This window comes from Pseudonocardia sp. ICBG1034, from assembly GCF_020131375.1.
Lineage (GTDB): Bacteria > Actinomycetota > Actinomycetes > Mycobacteriales > Pseudonocardiaceae > Pseudonocardia > Pseudonocardia alni.
Genome location: NZ_JAHLEK010000021.1, coordinates 86837 through 103056 on the forward strand (window position 1 = coordinate 86837; position 16220 = coordinate 103056).

Below are 16220 nucleotides of genomic sequence, written 5' to 3' on the forward strand. Positions count from 1 at the left end.
CACGGTGGCGGTCGCGGCACCCCCGGTGCCCTGCGACGTCGCCACCGACGCCACGAACATGTGGCGTGATGTCACCAGTGACGCCATAGTGGTGTCATGGACCTCACGCCGTATGTCGCGCAGCTGCGCGACGACCTCGCCGCCGCGGCGGCCGCGGGTGACGAGCAGACCCGCCGCACGGCGGCCCTGCTCGGCTCCGCGATCGAGCCCGCCGCGCGGCTCGCGATCATGAACGCCCTGTCCGACCTGGCCTCGGAGGCGACCGCCGCGCTCGGCGACCGCTCGGTCGAGGTCCGCCTGCACGGCCGGGAGGTGCGCGTGTCGGTGTCCGGGGTCGACCCGGAGCCCGGGCACTCCCCCACCCCGGACCCGGCCCCGGCGAGCGAGGGGACCGCGCCGTTCGGCGGCTTCCCGTTCGGCGGCGCCTCCGGTGGCCCGGCCTCCGGTGGTTCGCCGTTCTCCGGTGACGCCGGGGACATCAGCCGGGTCACCCTGCGCATCGTCGAGCAGATCAAGGCCCAGGCCGAGCGTGCCGCCCAGTCCCAGGGCGTCTCGCTCAACACCTGGGTGTCCCAGGCGGTGCAGGGGGCACTGGCCGGCGCGGAGGGACGCACCGGCCGTCCGCACCGTGACGGGCGCAACCTGAGGGGATGGGTGCAGGGATGAGCGACGAGCGGACGGGCCCCGGGCCGGACGACGGCAGCGGTGACGCCACGCACGGCGGCGACGCCCACACCGGCTCCGACAGCGGCCCCGGCAGGGAGGGCGGCGGCCCCACCGGGGAGGGCGGCGGCTCCCCCGACGCGAGCGGCGGCTCCCCCGGCGCGAGCGGCGCCGACGGCGGCGGCACCGGCCACGCGCCGACCGGCGACTCCGACAGCGCGGGCGGCGACCACGGCTCCACGGGCGGCACCGGCCCCGCCGGCACCCCCTCCCGCAGCGAGCGGTTCGACTGCGCCGGCGCCGCCGAGATCGAGGTGACGACCGGCGCCGGCCGGGTCCGGATCGACCTGGTCGACGGGGCCGGCGAGGTCCGCGCGGAGGTCACCGCCGACCGCAGCGCCGCGCCGTGGTCCGGCGGCCTCGGCGGGCTGCTCGACTGGATCGGCAGCTCGATGACCGGCGGCTCCGGCGTGCCCCGGGCCGGGGTGGGCTGGTCCGGCCGCGGGTTCGACCCGATCGTCGGCGCCCCCTGGGAGGCCACCGGTGACCCGTCGGCGGACGCCGTCGACGCCGTCACCGTCGAGTGGTCGGCCTCGTCGCGACGCCTGGTGGTCCGCGGGCCGGACGACCCGGCCCTCGGCGCGGTGCCGCTCGTGGTCACCGTCTCCGCCCCCGCCGGGTCGCGGCCCGCGGTACGGACCGGCGCGGCCTCGGTCGAGCTGACCGGCCGGGCGTCCTGGGCCGCGGTGCGGACCGGGTCCGGCGCGGCCCGCGTCGCCCAGGTGCACGGCGACGCCGACGTCACCACCGGGTCGGGGTCGATCGACCTGGGCACGTGCTCGGGCCGGGCGCATCTGCGTGCCGGCTCCGGCAGCGTCGAGGCCGGGTCGCTCGGCGGCGCGTCGCGCATCCGGACCGGCAGCGGCGACGTCCGCGTCGGCGAGCTCACCGCGGACCTCGAGGTGCGCTCGGGGTCGGGGGACGTCGTCGTCGCCGACGCGGTCTCCGGTGACGTCCGGCTCGGCACCGGGTCGGGGTCGGTCCGGGTCGGGGTGCACTTCGGTGTGGCCGCCGAGCTGGACCTGTCGACCGGGTCGGGCCGCGCCCGATCCGAGCTCGACGTCCGCCACGACACCCCGTCCACGGCGCCCGCGGTGCGGCTGTCCGGACGCACCGGCAGCGGCGACGTCCTCGTGACCCGGGCGTCGGCCGCCGCGGTCTGACCCTGCGACCGGTACCTCGCTCATCGAGATGATCGACGAGCGAGGTACCGGCGTAGGCTCGGCGTCGTGGACCGCACCGAGATCGCCGCGACGAACGCCTCCATGACCGCCCGGGTGCTGCAGATGCCCCCCACCCCCGTCCCCGACGGCGGCTACGCCCTGCGCGTGCTGCGTACCCGCGGGCGGCGCAGCGGTGAGCCGCGCGACACCCCGATCGGTGTCGTCGGGCACGGTGGCGCCGGCTACCTGGTCTCCCCCACCGGTGGGCGGGACTGGGTGCGCAACCTGCGGGCGACGCCGGAGTGCGCGATCCGCTCCGGCACGGGCGACGAGCCGCACCGCGCGGTCGAGCCCGGGCGCGCCGAGGCCGCGGCCGTCGTCGTCGGCTACCTGCGGGCACTCGACGTGCCGTGGGCGCTGTCGGCGTTCCCGGTGCCGGCCGACGCCACCGAGGAGCAGGTCGCCGAGCACCTGGACACGATCGCCGTGTTCCGCCTCGATCCCGCCTGACCCCTCAGCGGGCGGCGACCTCGGCACGGAGCTCGGCGGCCAGATCGCCCCGCTCCCCCACGGCGACGCCGTCGAGCCCGAGCCAGCCCGCCATCGTCGCGAGCTCCCCGGCCAGCTCGGCCGCGATCCGCGGGCGCGGGGCGCTGGTCTCGGCGAACGCGCCGGGCACCCGCAGCACCCCGGCCGCCCGGTCGGCCTTGAGGTCGACCCGGCCGACGAGCTCGCCGTCGAGCAGGAACGGGAAGACGTAGTAGCCGTACTCCCGCTTCGGCTCCGGCACGTAGATCTCGATGCGGTAGCGGAACCCGAAGATCCGCTCGGTCCGGTCCCGCTCCCACACCAGCGGGTCGAACGGGCACAGCAGCGCCCGCCCGGTCACGGCGCGCGGAACCCGGGCCGCCGGGTCCCGGTAGGCGGGCCGGTCCCATCCGCGCACGCTCACCGGCTCCAGGGCACCCGCGTCGACCAGCTCGGCGATCGCGGTGCGGGTGCGGTCCGGGCCGAGCCGGTAGTAGTCGCGCAGGTCGGTCTCGGTGCCGATCCCCAGCGCCGACGCGGACTTGGCCACGAGCTCGCGAGCCGCGTCCGCCGGGTCCGGCTCGGGCAGCGCCAGGATCTCCGGCGGCAGGACCCGTGAGGGCAGGTCGTAGCGGCGTTCGAAGTGGACGCGCGTGCCGACCGACAGCTCTCCCGTCGCGAACAGGTACTCGCAGACCCGCTTGACCTCCGAGCGTTCCCACCAGGTCGCGCCGGGCGGGCGCGGGCGCACCTCACCGGCCCGGCCGGCCGGGGCCAGCGCCTTCTCGATCGCCCCGGCGCCCATCGGCCCCGCCTCCGCGACGACGTCGAGGATGTCCCCGGCCAGCCGCGGGTGTTTCTCCAGCAGCGGCCCGTAGTGCTTCCACCACCGCCGCGGCAGCGTCTCGTGGGAGAGCAGCGGCCGGTCGACGACCGGGACGAGGCTCGCCTCGTGCGCCCAGGTCTCCACCAGCAGCCGCGGGCGGCGCGCGTCGGGCGACCAGGCGGCGTCGTCGAGCAGGGCGGCGGGATAGGCACCGAGCCTGCTGAACAGCGGCATGTAGTGCGCGCGCACCGCGATGTTGACCGAGTCGAGCTGCAGCAGCTTCACCCGGTCCAGCACCCGTCCGAGATGACGACGGGTGACCGGCCCGGACGGCCGCGGGTCGGTGAAGCCCTGGGCCGCGAGGAACGTCCGACGGGCGACGTCGGCTGAGATCGTGCGCACGGCCGGGATGCTGCCACGGGGCACCGACAGGATCCGGTACCGCCCGGACCGGCGGCCGGGCCGCACCACACCGGGCGGCGCCGGACCCGCGGCACCGCGCCGGGTGACATCCGGCCGGTCAGCTGCCGGGCGGCGGGCCGCCGGGGCCGCCGGCACCCGGCCCGCCACCGCCCGGGACGGCTCCCGCGGTCGGCTCGCTGGTGGGGTCGACGGCGGCGGTCAGTGCGACCGGGGACGGGGCGCGGATCGCAACGACGTGTGCGACCGCTGTGGACCCGGGCGGTGACGCGGCCCGCGGGGTCGCACGGTAGGCATGACCCATGGCCACCGCGACCGTCCGCCCCGCCACCGACGACGACGTCGGCGCGATCATGGCGATCCAGGACCGCACCTGGCGCACCGCCTACGCCGGGCTGCTGCCCGAGGAGGCGTTCGCCGGGCTCACCTCGGACGCCGCGCGCTCGCACTGGAGCGATGCCGTGCACGCCGGGGACGGCTTCCACCTGTTCGTCGCCGTCGAGGGGGACGAGACCGTCGGGTTCGCCGCCGCCGCCCGTTACGCCGGGGCCGACGGCATGGCGATCGCCGAGGTCAGCACGCTGCTCGTGGAGCCGCGCTGGGGCAGGCGCGGGCACGGCGGACGGCTGCTCGCCGCCGCCGCGGCCGCCCTGCGGGAGTCCGGATCGGACTCGGGGCGCACCTGGGTGGCCGAGGCCGACACCGCCTCACGGAACTTCTACGGCCGCGCCGGCTGGGCACCCGACGGCGCGGTGCGCACGCTGGACACCGGCACGTCGACGCTGCGCGAGGTCCGCCACTCCGGGACGCTCGACCTGCACCTGGTCGACTGAGGGCTCAGCCGAGCCCGAGCAGCGGCTCCAGGCCGATCGTCAGGCCCGGGCGGTCGCGGACGGCGCGCACCGCGAGCAGCACGCCCGGCATGAAGCTGGTCCGGTTCATCGAGTCGTGGCGCAGTGTGAGCACCTCGCCGTCGGTGCCGAGGATGACCTCCTGGTGCGCGATCAGCCCGGGCATCCGGACCGCGTGCACGTGGACGCCCTCGACGACCGCGCCGCGGGCGCCGTGCGGGTCGTCGGTGGTGGCGTCGGGGACCTCGCCGAGCCCGGCCTCGCGTCGTGCCGCGCCGATCACCGACGCGGTCCGCGCGGCGGTACCGGACGGTGCGTCGACCTTGCCGGCGTGGTGCAGCTCGACGACCTCGGCGGAGTCGAAGAAGCGGGCGGCCTGCGCCGCGAAGTGCATCATCAGCACGGCGCCGACCCCGAAGTTCGGGGCGACGAGCACGCTGCCGGAGCCGCGCTCGTCGAGGATCGCGCGGACCTCGTCGAACCTGGCGGCGTCGAAGCCGCTGGTCCCGACGACGGGCGCGACCCCGCGTGCCAGGCACTCGCGGATGTTGGCGATCGCGGCGCCGGGGTGGGTGAAGTCCACGGCGACGTCGGCGCCGTCGAGGGCGGACAGGTCGTCACCCGCGTCCAGCGCGGCGACCAGCTCGGTGTCCCCGGCGGCCTCGACCGCCCGGCACACCTCGGAGCCCATCCGGCCCTTCGCCCCGAGGACCGCCACCTTGATCGTCCCGCTCACCCGTACACCTCGCGCACCTCGACGTCGTGGACCGCCGCGGAGTCTATGCAGCGGCCCGGCGTGATCACGGATCCGGCACCGGACCGATCCCACGCCGGTGCGGACGGAGCCCGGCCCGCGACCGCGGGGCACGGTCGGCCGGGGCCTCAGCCGACGACCAGGCCGCCGATCCACACCGCGACCGTCACCAGCCCGGCCGCGAGCTCGATGAGGATGCTCCAGCCGACGGCGGTGAGCGCCTCGCGTGCCGAGCGCCAGGCGGTGGCGGCGTCGGGCAGGCGGGCCAGCTCGGCCAGCCACACCCCGAGCACGAACCCGAGGAACAGCCCGACGACGGGCACGACGAAGAACCCCACGACCCCCAGCACGAGCCCCGCGAACAGGGTGCGGGTCGGGACCCCGGCGGCCTTGAGCCGGCGTCCCGGGAGCAGGTACTTCGCGACCTGACCGGCGACGGTGACGAGCACCGCGATGCCGAGCACCCACCAGCCGACCGCGTCGCCGCGCGGGACCGCCCAGACCGCCACCCCGCCGACGATCAGCAGCGGCCCGGGCAGCACCGGCAGCACGATCCCGGCCAGGCCGACGAGCATCATCAGGCCGGCGACGACGGCGAGGGCGGTCATGACGCCCAGCCTGCCAGCAGGTCACACGCGCCGATCGGACGAACCCGCGGTGACGGCCGGGTGTCATCATCACGAATGGGTAAACGCTGTGAGCCGGGTCTACCGATTTCTGGTACTGGCGTGCCAGCCTCGATGTCACCCGAAACAGTGACACCCGCTCACCTGCGGTCGTCCCACCACCCGCGCGTGCCGGTCACCACCACCGCACCGCGGACGAACAGAGAAGAGCAGCGTGCTCCGGTGCCTCCTGCGCAGGGGCGCCGGGTGGCTCGCGATGATCGTCGTCGCGACCAACCTGGTCTACTTCCTCGCGAACTCGTTCCTCGACCCCCGGGTCAACTACCTGCAGCTGCGGCCGCCGCGCACCGACGCGGAGATCGCCCGTTCGCTGGGCCAGTACAACCTGGACTCGAACGTCCCGGTCCTGGAGCGGTGGTGGATCTGGGTCACCGGGATCGTGACCCGGTGGGACTGGGGCACCAGCCCGATCGGCGACCCGGTGAACGCGCAGGTGGCGTTCCGCGTCGTGGTGTCCGGGCAGCTGGTGTTCTTCTCGCTGCTGCTGTCGATCGTGATCGGGGTGGCGCTCGGGGTCTACTCGGCCCAGCGCCAGTACCGGCTCGGTGACCGCGCCGCCCAGCTGACCTCGGTGTTCACCCTGAACATCCCGTCGGCGGTCGCGGCGCTGGCGGTCGTGTTCGTCGCCATCGCGATCAACCAGGGTGTCGGCGGGACGCTGTTCTACGTCGCGGGGTCCGAGTCGCCCGGGGTCACCGGGTTCTGGCCGCTGCTCCTCGACCGGGCCCAGCACCTGGTGCTGCCGACGATCTCGCTGCTGGTCATCTCCTACGCGGGCTACCACCTGCTGCAGCGCTCGATGCTGCTCGACGTGGTCAACTCCGACTACGTGCGGACCGCCCGGGCCAAGGGGCTGACCCGCAGGCAGGCCATCCGCCGCCACGGGCTGCGCAGCTCGATGATCCCGGTCGCCACCCAGGTGGCGTTCGCGATCCCGGCGCTGTTCACCGGCGCGGTGATCACCGAGAAGACCTTCGCCTGGCAGGGCATGGGCGACTACTTCATCCGCACCATCTCGACCAACGACATCCACGGCGTCGTCGCCACGGCGGCGTTCGGCGCGGTGACCACGGCGGTCGGCGCCATGCTCGCCGATGTCGCGGTCGTCGCCCTCGACCCGAGGGTGCGGGTGGGCTGACATGAGCCTGAACATGCCCGAGCTCGCCCCCACGGTCGGCGACGGCGCCGACGACGGCCCCGGGGCCACCGCGCCCCGCCGTCGCCGGGGCGCCCGCGCCGCACTGGTCTGGCGCCGCTACCGGCGCAACCGGCCCGCGATGGCCGGCCTGGTCGTCTTCGGCCTGCTGGTGCTGTTCTCCCTGGTCGGTGGATTGCTCTCCCCCTACGACCACACCGACGTCGACTTCGCGGCGCTGACCGCGGCGCCGTCGCTGGACCATCCGCTGGGCACCACCGCCGGCGGCAACGACGTCTACGCCCAGGCCGTGCACGGCCTGCAGCGCTCGCTGACCATCGCCGTCACGGTCTCGCTGCTGACCACCCTGATCGCCGCGGTGGTCGGGGCGGGCGCGGCCTACCTGGGCGGCGGGCGGACCTGGGCGCGGCGCGGCGAGCGCGCCCTGCTCACCGTCGTCCACTTCCTGATGGTGGTGCCGTCGTTCCTGATCCTGGCGCTGGCCTCGCAGTGGGGGTCGGGCGACTACCGGATCCTGATCGTCGCGCTGACCCTGCTGGGCTGGATGACCACCGCCCGCGTGGTCTGGACGGTCGCGACGACGCTGCGCGAGCGCGAGTACGTCTCGGCCGCCCGCTTCATGGGCGTGTCCGGGCCGGGGATCGTGTTCCGCCACCTCATCCCGAACATCGGCTCGCTGCTCATCGTCACCTTCACCCTGAACGTGGCAAGCACCGTGCAGAGCGAGACGGCGCTGTCGTTCATCGGGTTCGGCGTGCAGATCCCCGACGTCTCGCTGGGCACCATGCTCGCCGACGGCGGCTCCTCGATGGCGACCGCGCCGTGGATCTTCATCGTGCCGTCGGTGCTGCTGGTGCTGCTGACGGCGTCGCTCGCGTTCGTCGGCGACGGCCTGCGCGACGCCCTCGACCCGACGTCGCGCGCGGGAGGCAGGGCATGAGCACCCCCGTGCTGTCCGTGCGCGACCTGACCGTCGCGTTCCCCTCCGAGGCCGGCCGGGTGGAGGCCGTCCGCGGTGTCGGCTTCGACCTGCTGCCCGGGCGCACGCTCGGCATCGTCGGCGAGTCCGGGTCCGGCAAGTCGGTGACCTCGCTGGCCGTGATGGGGCTGCTGCCCGAGTCGGCGTCGGTGACGGGCTCGATCACCCTGTCCGGCCGTGAGCTGGTCGGGCTGTCCGACGAGGCGATGTCCGGGATCCGCGGCGACGACATCGGGATGATCTTCCAGGATCCGCTGTCCTCGCTCACCCCGATCTTCACCGTCGGCGACCAGCTCGTCGAGGCGATGCAGATCCACCGCGACATCGGCCGGGCGCAGGCCCGCGAGCGTGCGGTCGAGCTGCTCGACCTGGTCGGCATCCCCGACCCGCGGCGACGCGTGCGCGCCTTCCCCCACGAGTTCTCCGGCGGCATGCGCCAGCGCGTCATGATCGCGATGGCGATCGCGAACGACCCGACCGTGATCATCGCCGACGAGCCGACGACCGCCCTGGACGTCACCGTGCAGGCGCAGATCCTCGACGTGCTGAAGGTGGCGCGCGACGAGACCGGCGCCGCCGTCGTCATGATCACCCACGACCTGGGCGTGGTCGCCGGGGTCGCCGACGACGTGCTCGTCATGTACGCCGGGCGCCCGGTCGAGACCGCCCCGGTGGACGAGCTGTTCGCCGCGCCGCGGATGCCGTACACGATCGGCCTGCTGGGCGCGGTCCCCCGCGTCGACAGCGTCGAGCGACGCCCGCTGGTCCCGGTGCCCGGCAGCCCGCCCGCACCGACCGACCTGCCGCCGGGCTGCCCGTTCGCGCCGCGCTGCCCGGTCGCCGTCGACGCCTGCCGCACCGCGGAGCCCCCGCTGGTGCCGGTCCCGGCCCGCGACGGCCACGCCGCCGCCTGCGTGCGGACCGGCGAGATCGTCGACGGCGCGATCGGTGGCGAGCCGGTGTTCGCCGCCCCCGCCCTGCCCCTCGGCGACGACCGCGGCGGCGACCGCGAGGACCGTCCCGCCGTGCTGTCGGTGAGCCACCTGCGCCGGACGTTCCCGCTGATGAAGGGGTCCCTGGTGCGGCGCCGGGTCGGGACGGTGCACGCCGTCGCCGACGTCGACCTCGACATCCGCCGCGGCGAGACCCTCGGCCTGGTCGGCGAGTCCGGCTGCGGCAAGACGACGACGCTGCTGGAGATCATGAACCTGCTCCCGCCGGAGGGCGGGACGATCGAGGTCGCGGGCACCGACGTCGCGACGCTGCGCGGCCGCGCCGACATCGCCGCGCTGCGCCGGGAGATCCAGATCGTCTTCCAGGACCCGATGGGGGCGCTCGACCCGCGGATGACGGTCGGCGACATCCTCACCGAGCCGCTGCGAGCGGCCGGCTGGACCGACCGGGGTCGGGTCGCCACCCGGGTCGACGAGCTGATGGCGCTGGTCGGCCTGGACCCGGAGCACGTGGACCGGTTCCCGGCGGCGTTCTCCGGCGGGCAGCGCCAGCGCATCGGGATCGCCCGCGCGCTGGCGACGAAGCCGTCGCTGCTGGTGCTCGACGAGCCGGTGTCCGCCCTCGACGTCTCGGTGCAGGCGGGGGTGCTGAACCTGCTCACCGCCTTGCAGCGCGAGCTGGGGCTGAGCTACCTGTTCGTCGCGCACGACCTGTCGGTGGTGCGGCACGTCGCGGACCGGGTCGCGGTCATGTACCTGGGCCGGATCGTGGAGTCCGGCGCGGTCGCCGACGTGTTCGGCAACCCGCAGCACCCCTACACACAGGCGCTGCTGTCGGCGATCCCGGTGCCGGACCCGCAGGTGGAGCGCACCCGGCAGCGGGTGGTGCTCTCCGGGGACCTGCCCAGCCCGACCGACGACGCGCCGGGCTGCGCGTTCCTGGGCCGCTGCCCGCTGGCCCGGACGCTGTCCGAGCACGAGCGGTCCCGCTGCGCCGGTGCGACCCCCGCGCTGACGGTGAAGGACGGCGCCGGCGACGCCGACTCCGACCACCGCAACGCCTGCCACTTCCGCTGAACCACCTCCCGCCCCGACACCGGGGAACCGAACGAAGGAGAGACATGCGCAGACCGATCCGACGCGGGGCGACGACCGCCGCCGTCGCGGCGCTGGCCCTGGTGCTGGCGGGCTGTGGCGGGGGTGGGTCCGGCGGGCCCGCGCAGACGGGCGAGTCGCTGTCCACGACGCCGTCGTACAACGCCCAGCCGTACGAGAACGTCAAGGACGGCGGCCAGGTCACGCTGCCGTTCCGTTCGGACCTGAACCCGCAGTTCAACGTCTTCCAAGGCGACATGACCACGGACACCCGGCTCGCCTGGGGGTTCTACAACCCGATGGTCATCACGTTCACCCCTACCGGGGACCCGATCGTCAACCCGGACTACGTGACCAAGGCCGACGCCGTCGACAGCGGAGGCAAGACCACCGTCACGTACACGATCAACCCGAAGGCCGTGTTCAACGACGGCACGCCCATCGACTGGCGGGCGTTCGAGGCGACGTGGAAGGCCGACAGCGGCAAGGACCCGGCTTTCATCCCGAACTCCACCGACGGCTACGACCGCATCGCGTCGGTGACCCGAGGTACCGACGACAAGCAGGCCGTCGTCGCCTTCAACGGGCCCAACCCCTGGTGGCAGAGCCTGTTCAACCAGCTCGTGCACCCGAAGGCGGCCACGCCGGACGTCTTCAACAAGGGCTACCTGAACAACCCGCACCCGGAGTGGGGCGCCGGTCCGTACACCGTGGCGAACTACGACAAGCAGAACTCCACCATCACCTTCGAGCGCAACCCCAAGTGGTGGGGCAAGAAGGGCAAGCTGGACCGCATCACCCTGGTGCAGATGGAGCAGCAGGCCAAGATCAACGCGTTCCGCAACGGCCAGCTCGACGCGACCGAGGCCGAGTCGGCCGACTTCCTCGCCCAGGCCCGCTCGGTGCCGAACGCCGACATCCGCATCTCCGGGACCCCGGCGAACTACCTGCTGATGCTCAACAGCACCACCCCGATCCTGAAGGACCCGGCCGTCCGCAAGGCCGTGTTCGACACCATCGACCGTGTCCAGCTCGCCAAGATCGCCTTCCAGGGACTGGACTACACCGAGGACCTCGGCGGCTCCCTGACCCTGCAGCCCTACCAGAAGGGCTACCAGGACAACCTCGCGAGCGCTGTCACGTTCGACCCCGAGGCCGCGAAGCAGGGTCTCGACGCCGCGGGCTGGGTCGCCGGCCCGGACGGCGTCCGCACCAAGGACGGTCAGAAGTTGACCTTCACCTACGTGCAGACCGGTGACACCCCGACCAAGCGCGCCTCGTCCGGCGCCATGGTGGCGATGCTGAAGAACATCGGCGTCGACCTGCAGGTCCGCGTCGTCCCGTCGACCGACTTCTCGAAGGTCCTGGCGAACAAGGAGTTCGACATGGTCTTCCTCGGATTCAAGTCCTCCGACCCGTACGGCGTGGCCTACATCTGCCAGCAGTACTGCTCGGACTCGACGCTGAACAGCTCCGGCACCGGCACCCCGGAGCTCGACGCCGAGCTGCGCAAGGTCAACACCCTGCCCACCGCCGACGAGCAGTACGCCGCTGCCGCCGCGGCCGAGAAGAAGGCGCTCGCCACCTACGGCGTGCTCCCGGTCTACTCCGGCCCGTCCATCTGGGCGACCAAGCCCGGGCTCGCGAACTGGGGTTCGGCGCTGTTCGCGTTCCCGCCGCTGCCCGAGACCCTCGGCTGGCAGAACGGCTCCTGATCGACGACCCCGTGACGGGCACAGAGCCCCGGACCGCCAGGTCCGGGGCTCTGCCCGTCTCACACCCACCACCCCGGGTGCCCCGAGAGTCACTCTCGGGGCCGTAGAAGCCACGAGAGTGACCCTCGGAGCAGGTTCGGGGGAGGTCCGGTCAGGCCAGGTCGCGCAGCGCTGCGGGGAGGTCGTCCACGTCGCCGTAGGGGCCCACCACGGCCGCGGTGAGCGGCTGGGCCAGCAGCTCCCCCGCCAGTGCGGCGACCTCGGCCGGGGTGACGGCGTCGATGCGGGCCAGGCTGTCGGCCAGCGACCGCTGCCGCCCGTGGTCCAGCTCGGCGCGGCCGAGCCGGTTCATCCGCGACGCGGTGTCCTCGCAGCCCAGCACCAGTCCCCCGCGCAGGGCGCCCCGTGCGCGGACGACCTCGGCCTCGGTCAGACCGTCGGCCGCGACCTCGGCGAGCACGTCCCGCACGACCGCGACGACCTCGCCCAGCCGTTCCGGGGCGCACCCGGCGTACACCGACAGCGCGCCGGCGTCGGCGTAGCGGACGGTCGAGGAGTAGACCTGGTAGGCCAGTCCGCGCTGCTCGCGGACCTGCTGGAACAGCCGCGACGACAGTCCCCCGCCGAGGGCGGAGTTCAGCACCGCCAGCACCGGCAGGCCGCGCCCGGCGCGGCCCGCGGTGGGCACGCCGAGCATCATGTGCGCCTGCTCGGAGTCGTCGTCGAGCAGGCCGAGGGCTCCCGTGCGCACGGGGCGGGCCCCGGTCGCCGTACGCGGCGGCACCGGGCGCGCGCCGGTGTGGCCCCGCGCCGCACGGTCCAGTGCGGCGGCGACGAGCTCCGCGACGTGGTCGTGGTCCAGGTTCCCGGCCGCGGCGACGACCATCCGCGGCGCCGTGTACTCCCCGCGCCAGAAGCTGTGCAGGGTGTCGCGGCTCATCGCCCGGATCGAGTCCTCGGAGCCGATCACCGGGCGCCCGAGCGGGTGGTCGCCGAACAGGGTCTCGTCGAACAGGTCGCCGAGCAGGTCCTCCGGGTCGTCGTCGCGCATCGAGATCTCCTCGAGCACGACGCCCCGTTCCAGCTCGACGTCGGTGTGGGCCAGCTCGGCGTCGGTGACGACGTCGGCCAGCACGTCCACCGCCAGCGCCACGTCGGTGTCGAGGACGTGGGCGTAGTAGCAGGTGTGTTCCTTGGCGGTGAACGCGTTCAGCTCACCGCCGACGGCGTCCATCTCCTCGGCGATGCCTGCCGCGGTGCGTCGCCGGGTGCCCTTGAAGAGCAGGTGCTCCAGGAAGTGCGCGGCGCCGGCCTGCTCGGGGGTCTCGTCGACCGAGCCGATCCCGATCCAGATGCCCAGCGCGACCGAGCGGACGCCCGGCACCGTCTCGGTGACGAGCCGGACCCCGCCGGGCAGGTCGCTGCGGCGGACCGTGTCGGTGGTGTCGTCGGCGGTGGCCACGGGCGGCGGGGACACGCGGGCGGCGGCCCGGGAGGAGTCCCGGGCCGCCGCCGCGTGGTCGTTCTCAGGTGCCAACAGTTCAGCTCGGGTTGGCGGCCTCGGCCGGGGCCTCGGCGTCGACGGCGCCCTCGGCGGCCGGGGCGTCGGTGACGTCCGCGGAGGCGGACTCCTCGACCACCGGGATCAGCGAGATCTTGCCGCGGTTGTCGATGTCGGTGACCTCGACGCGCAGCTTGTCGCCGACCTTGACGACGTCCTCGACCTTGCTGATCCGCTTCCCGTTGCCGAGCTTCGAGATGTGGACCAGGCCGTCCTTGCCGGGGACGAGCGAGACGAAGGCACCGAACGCGGCGGCCTTGACCACCGTGCCCAGGAACCGCTCGCCGACCTTCGGCAGCTGCGGGTTGGCGATCGCGTTGATCATGCCGATCGCCTCCTCCGCGGAGGGGCCGTCGTTCGCACCGACGTAGATCGTGCCGTCGTCCTCGATCGAGATGTCGGCGCCGGTCTTCTCGGTGATCGAGTTGATCATCTTGCCCTTCGGGCCGATGACCTCGCCGATCTTGTCGACCGGGACCTTCACCGCGGTGACCCGCGGCGCGTACTTGCTCATCTCGTCCGGGCCGTCGATGGCCTCGCCGATCACCTCGAGGATGGTCAGGCGGGCGTCCTTGGCCTGGTTCAGCGCGGCGGCGAGCACCTCGGACGGGATGCCGTCCAGCTTGGTGTCCAGCTGCAGCGCCGTGACGAACTCCTTGGTGCCGGCGACCTTGAAGTCCATGTCGCCGAACGCGTCCTCGGCACCGAGGATGTCGGTCAGCGCGACGTAGCGCGTCTGGCCGTCGACCTCGTCGGACACCAGGCCCATCGCGATGCCCGCGACCGGCGCCTTCAGCGGCACACCGGCGTTGAGCAGCGACATCGTGGACGCGCAGACCGAGCCCATCGAGGTCGAGCCGTTCGAGCCCAGGGCCTCGGAGACCTGGCGGATCGCGTAGGGGAACTCCTCGCGGTTCGGCAGGACCGGGATCAGGGCCCGCTCGGCGAGCGCGCCGTGGCCGATCTCGCGGCGCTTCGGCGAGCCGACCCGGCCGGTCTCACCGGTCGAGTACGGCGGGAAGTTGTAGTGGTGCAGGTAGCGCTTGCGCGTCTCCGGCCCCAGCTGGTCGATCTGCTGCTCCATGCGGAGCATGTTCAGCGTGGTGATGCCCATGATCTGGGTCTCGCCACGCTCGAACAGCGCCGAGCCGTGCGCCCGCGGGACGACCTCGACCTCGGCCGACAGCGGCCGGATGTCGGTCAGGCCGCGGCCGTCGATCCGGACCTGGTCGGTCAGGATGCGGCGGCGGACCAGCTTCTTGTTCAGCGAGCGGAACGCGTTGCCGAGCTCGGACTCGCGGCCGACGAAGCGCTCGCCGAGCTTGTCCAGCACCGACGCCTTGATCTCGTCGGTCCGGGTCTCGCGCTCCTGCTTGCCGGCGATGGTCAGCGCCTGCGCCAGCTCCTGCTCGACGGCCTCGGAGACCGCCTCGAAGGCGTCCGGCTGGTAGGCCGGGAACACCGGGTAGTCGGCGGTCGGCTTGGCCGCGACGTCGGCCAGCTGCTGCTGGGCGACGCACAGGCTGCGGATGAACGGCTTCGCCGCCTCCAGCCCGTCCGCGACGACGCCCTCGGTCGGGGCGGTGGCCCCACCGGCGACGAGGTCGATGGTGTTCTCGGTGGCCTCGGCCTCGACCATCATGATCGCGACGTCGTCACCGACGATGCGGCCCGCGACGACCATGTCGAACGCGGCGCGGTCGAGCTGGTCGTGGGTCGGGAAGGCGACCCACTGGGTGTCGGTGCCCGCCTCGTTCGCGATGAGCGCGACGCGGACGCCGCCGACCGGGCCGGAGAACGGCAGGCCGGCGAGCTGGGTGGACGCCGACGCGGCGTTGATCGCCACGACGTCGTAGGGGTCCTTCGGGTCGAGCGACATGACCGTCACGACGACCTGGATCTCGTTGCGCAGGCCGTCGACGAAGGACGGGCGCAGCGGGCGGTCGATGAGGCGGCAGGTCAGGATCGCGTCGGTGCCCGGGCGGCCCTCGCGGCGGAAGAACGAGCCGGGGATCCGGCCCGCGGCGTACATCCGCTCCTCGACGTCCACCGTGAGCGGGAAGAAGTCGAACTGGTCCTTCGGCCGCTTCGAGGCGGTCGTGGCGGACAGCAGCATGGTCTCGTCGTCGAGGTACGCGACGACGGACCCGGCGGCCTGGCGGGCGAGCCGGCCGGTCTCGAACCGGACGGTGCGGGTGCCGTAGGTGCCGTTGTCGATGACGGCGGTGCTCTCGTGCACGCCGTCCTCGGAGATGACGTCAGTCATACGGGGGTGTTCTCCTCGTCGTTGGGAGTGGTCTTCGTCTACCCCCACCACCGTGGCGCCGGCTCGATCCCCTGCTGGGCCGGTCTTCGATCGAAGCCCCCGGCCGCGCGTCGCGCTCCGGGGGCCACTACCGAGGACCGGCGGATGTCCGGTCGCCCGAGTGGCGGGCTCTGTTCAGTTGTGTCGCTCGGTGTTACGGAACGACCCGGCACCGGGAACCGGTGCCGGGTCGGCCGGGCGGGTCAGCGGCGCAGACCCAGCTTCTCGATCAGCGCGCGGTAGCGGGCGACGTCCACCTCGCGCAGGTACTTGAGCAGCCGGCGACGACGACCGACCAGCAGCAGCAGGCCGCGCCGGCTGTGGTGGTCGTGCTTGTGCTGCTTCAGGTGCTCGGTCAGGCCGACGATGCGCTGCGTCAGCAGCGCGACCTGGGCCTCGGGGGACCCGGTGTCGGTGGCGTGGGTGCCGTACTGCTCGAGCGTGCTCTTCTTCTCGGCGGTGGTCAGTGCCACTGCTCAACTCCTTCATCCTTGAGACGGTCCGT

General features: G+C 73.6%; 14 protein-coding genes. 8 read left to right on the forward strand and 6 right to left on the reverse strand.

All coding sequences use genetic code 11. The features are described 5' to 3' along the window. Positions 1–96 precede the first annotated feature (96 nt). The 3 genes from KPF22_RS21970 to KPF22_RS21980 all read left to right on the forward strand — a co-directional run bounded on the left by KPF22_RS21970 (position 97) and on the right by KPF22_RS21980 (position 2396). Positions 97–666 carry a toxin-antitoxin system HicB family antitoxin gene (locus KPF22_RS21970; RefSeq protein ID WP_224403164.1) on the forward strand — a complete coding sequence of 190 codons (570 nt, stop codon included), beginning with the start codon at positions 97–99 and terminating at the stop codon, positions 664–666. Then, the gene (locus tag KPF22_RS21975; RefSeq protein ID WP_224403165.1) at positions 663–1886 is read left to right on the forward strand and encodes a DUF4097 domain-containing protein; all 1224 of its coding nucleotides are present in this window, start codon (positions 663–665) and stop codon (positions 1884–1886) included. The genes KPF22_RS21970 and KPF22_RS21975 overlap by 4 nt, the downstream gene beginning before the upstream one ends. Before the next feature lie 66 nt (positions 1887–1952). Further along, a complete protein-coding gene (locus KPF22_RS21980) occupies positions 1953–2396 on the forward strand; it encodes a nitroreductase family deazaflavin-dependent oxidoreductase (RefSeq protein WP_224403166.1) in 444 nt (147 codons plus the stop codon). Between the two features lie 4 nt (positions 2397–2400). Here KPF22_RS21980 and KPF22_RS21985 read toward each other — a convergent pair whose 3' ends face one another. Further along, a complete protein-coding gene (locus KPF22_RS21985; RefSeq protein WP_224403167.1) occupies positions 2401–3642 on the reverse strand; it encodes a winged helix-turn-helix domain-containing protein in 1242 nt (413 codons plus the stop codon). Positions 3643–3962: 320 nt separating this feature from the next. On the opposite strand from KPF22_RS21985, the gene KPF22_RS21990 reads away from it, so the two are divergent. Next, positions 3963–4493, forward strand: coding sequence for a GNAT family N-acetyltransferase (locus KPF22_RS21990; protein WP_224403168.1), 531 nt, complete (start codon positions 3963–3965; stop codon positions 4491–4493). Between the two features lie 4 nt (positions 4494–4497). Here KPF22_RS21990 and dapB read toward each other — a convergent pair whose 3' ends face one another. Together dapB and KPF22_RS22000 are read right to left on the reverse strand one after the other, a co-directional pair. Then, entirely contained in the window at positions 4498–5247 is a 750-nt protein-coding gene (dapB, locus tag KPF22_RS21995) for a 4-hydroxy-tetrahydrodipicolinate reductase (RefSeq protein WP_083474620.1), read from the reverse strand. A gap of 146 nt (positions 5248–5393) precedes the next feature. Further along, positions 5394–5873 carry a DUF456 domain-containing protein gene (locus KPF22_RS22000; protein ID WP_020627871.1) on the reverse strand — a complete coding sequence of 160 codons (480 nt, stop codon included), beginning with the start codon at positions 5871–5873 and terminating at the stop codon, positions 5394–5396. A 232-nt stretch (positions 5874–6105) separates the two neighbouring features. Between KPF22_RS22000 and KPF22_RS22005 the strand changes: the two genes are divergently transcribed. The 4 genes from KPF22_RS22005 to KPF22_RS22020 are packed head-to-tail and all read left to right on the forward strand — an operon-like array spanning position 6106 to position 11849. After that, the gene (locus KPF22_RS22005; RefSeq protein ID WP_224403169.1) at positions 6106–7089 is read left to right on the forward strand and encodes an ABC transporter permease; all 984 of its coding nucleotides are present in this window, start codon (positions 6106–6108) and stop codon (positions 7087–7089) included. A gap of 1 nt (position 7090) precedes the next feature. Continuing rightward, positions 7091–8047 carry an ABC transporter permease gene (locus tag KPF22_RS22010; RefSeq protein WP_224403170.1) on the forward strand — a complete coding sequence of 319 codons (957 nt, stop codon included), beginning with the start codon at positions 7091–7093 and terminating at the stop codon, positions 8045–8047. Then, a complete protein-coding gene (locus KPF22_RS22015) occupies positions 8044–10116 on the forward strand; it encodes an ABC transporter ATP-binding protein (RefSeq protein ID WP_224403171.1) in 2073 nt (690 codons plus the stop codon). Before KPF22_RS22010 ends, KPF22_RS22015 begins: the two co-directional genes overlap by 4 nt. A 44-nt stretch (positions 10117–10160) precedes the next feature. After that, a complete protein-coding gene (locus tag KPF22_RS22020; protein ID WP_224403172.1) occupies positions 10161–11849 on the forward strand; it encodes an ABC transporter family substrate-binding protein in 1689 nt (562 codons plus the stop codon). 151 nt (positions 11850–12000) lie between these two features. Here KPF22_RS22020 and KPF22_RS22025 read toward each other — a convergent pair whose 3' ends face one another. The 3 genes from KPF22_RS22025 to rpsO all read right to left on the reverse strand — a co-directional run bounded on the left by KPF22_RS22025 (position 12001) and on the right by rpsO (position 16188). Next, on the reverse strand, positions 12001–13311 hold the full coding sequence (locus KPF22_RS22025; RefSeq protein WP_224403359.1) for a pitrilysin family protein: 1311 nt from the start codon (positions 13309–13311) through the stop codon (positions 12001–12003). A 79-nt stretch (positions 13312–13390) separates the two neighbouring features. Next, on the reverse strand, positions 13391–15676 hold the full coding sequence (locus tag KPF22_RS22030; protein ID WP_208826609.1) for a polyribonucleotide nucleotidyltransferase: 2286 nt from the start codon (positions 15674–15676) through the stop codon (positions 13391–13393). Positions 15677–15918: 242 nt separating this feature from the next. After that, positions 15919–16188, reverse strand: coding sequence for a 30S ribosomal protein S15 (rpsO, locus tag KPF22_RS22035; protein ID WP_020621572.1), 270 nt, complete (start codon positions 16186–16188; stop codon positions 15919–15921). Between the last annotated feature and the right edge of the window lie 32 nt (positions 16189–16220).

Excerpts from the sequence above, each read along its gene's own strand:
- KPF22_RS21975 (WP_224403165.1), top strand. The coding sequence starts at position 663 with ATGAGCGACGAGCGGACGGGCCCCGGGCCGGACGACGGCAGCGGTGAC.
- KPF22_RS21990 (WP_224403168.1), top strand. The coding sequence starts at position 3,963 with ATGGCCACCGCGACCGTCCGCCCCGCCACCGACGACGACGTCGGCGCG.
- KPF22_RS22000 (WP_020627871.1), bottom strand. The coding sequence starts at position 5,873 with ATGACCGCCCTCGCCGTCGTCGCCGGCCTGATGATGCTCGTCGGCCTG.
- KPF22_RS22010 (WP_224403170.1), top strand. The coding sequence starts at position 7,091 with ATGAGCCTGAACATGCCCGAGCTCGCCCCCACGGTCGGCGACGGCGCC.
- KPF22_RS22020 (WP_224403172.1), top strand. The coding sequence starts at position 10,161 with ATGCGCAGACCGATCCGACGCGGGGCGACGACCGCCGCCGTCGCGGCG.
- KPF22_RS22015 (WP_224403171.1), top strand. The coding sequence starts at position 8,044 with ATGAGCACCCCCGTGCTGTCCGTGCGCGACCTGACCGTCGCGTTCCCC.
- KPF22_RS22030 (WP_208826609.1), bottom strand. The coding sequence starts at position 15,676 with ATGACTGACGTCATCTCCGAGGACGGCGTGCACGAGAGCACCGCCGTC.
- KPF22_RS21970 (WP_224403164.1), top strand. The coding sequence starts at position 97 with ATGGACCTCACGCCGTATGTCGCGCAGCTGCGCGACGACCTCGCCGCC.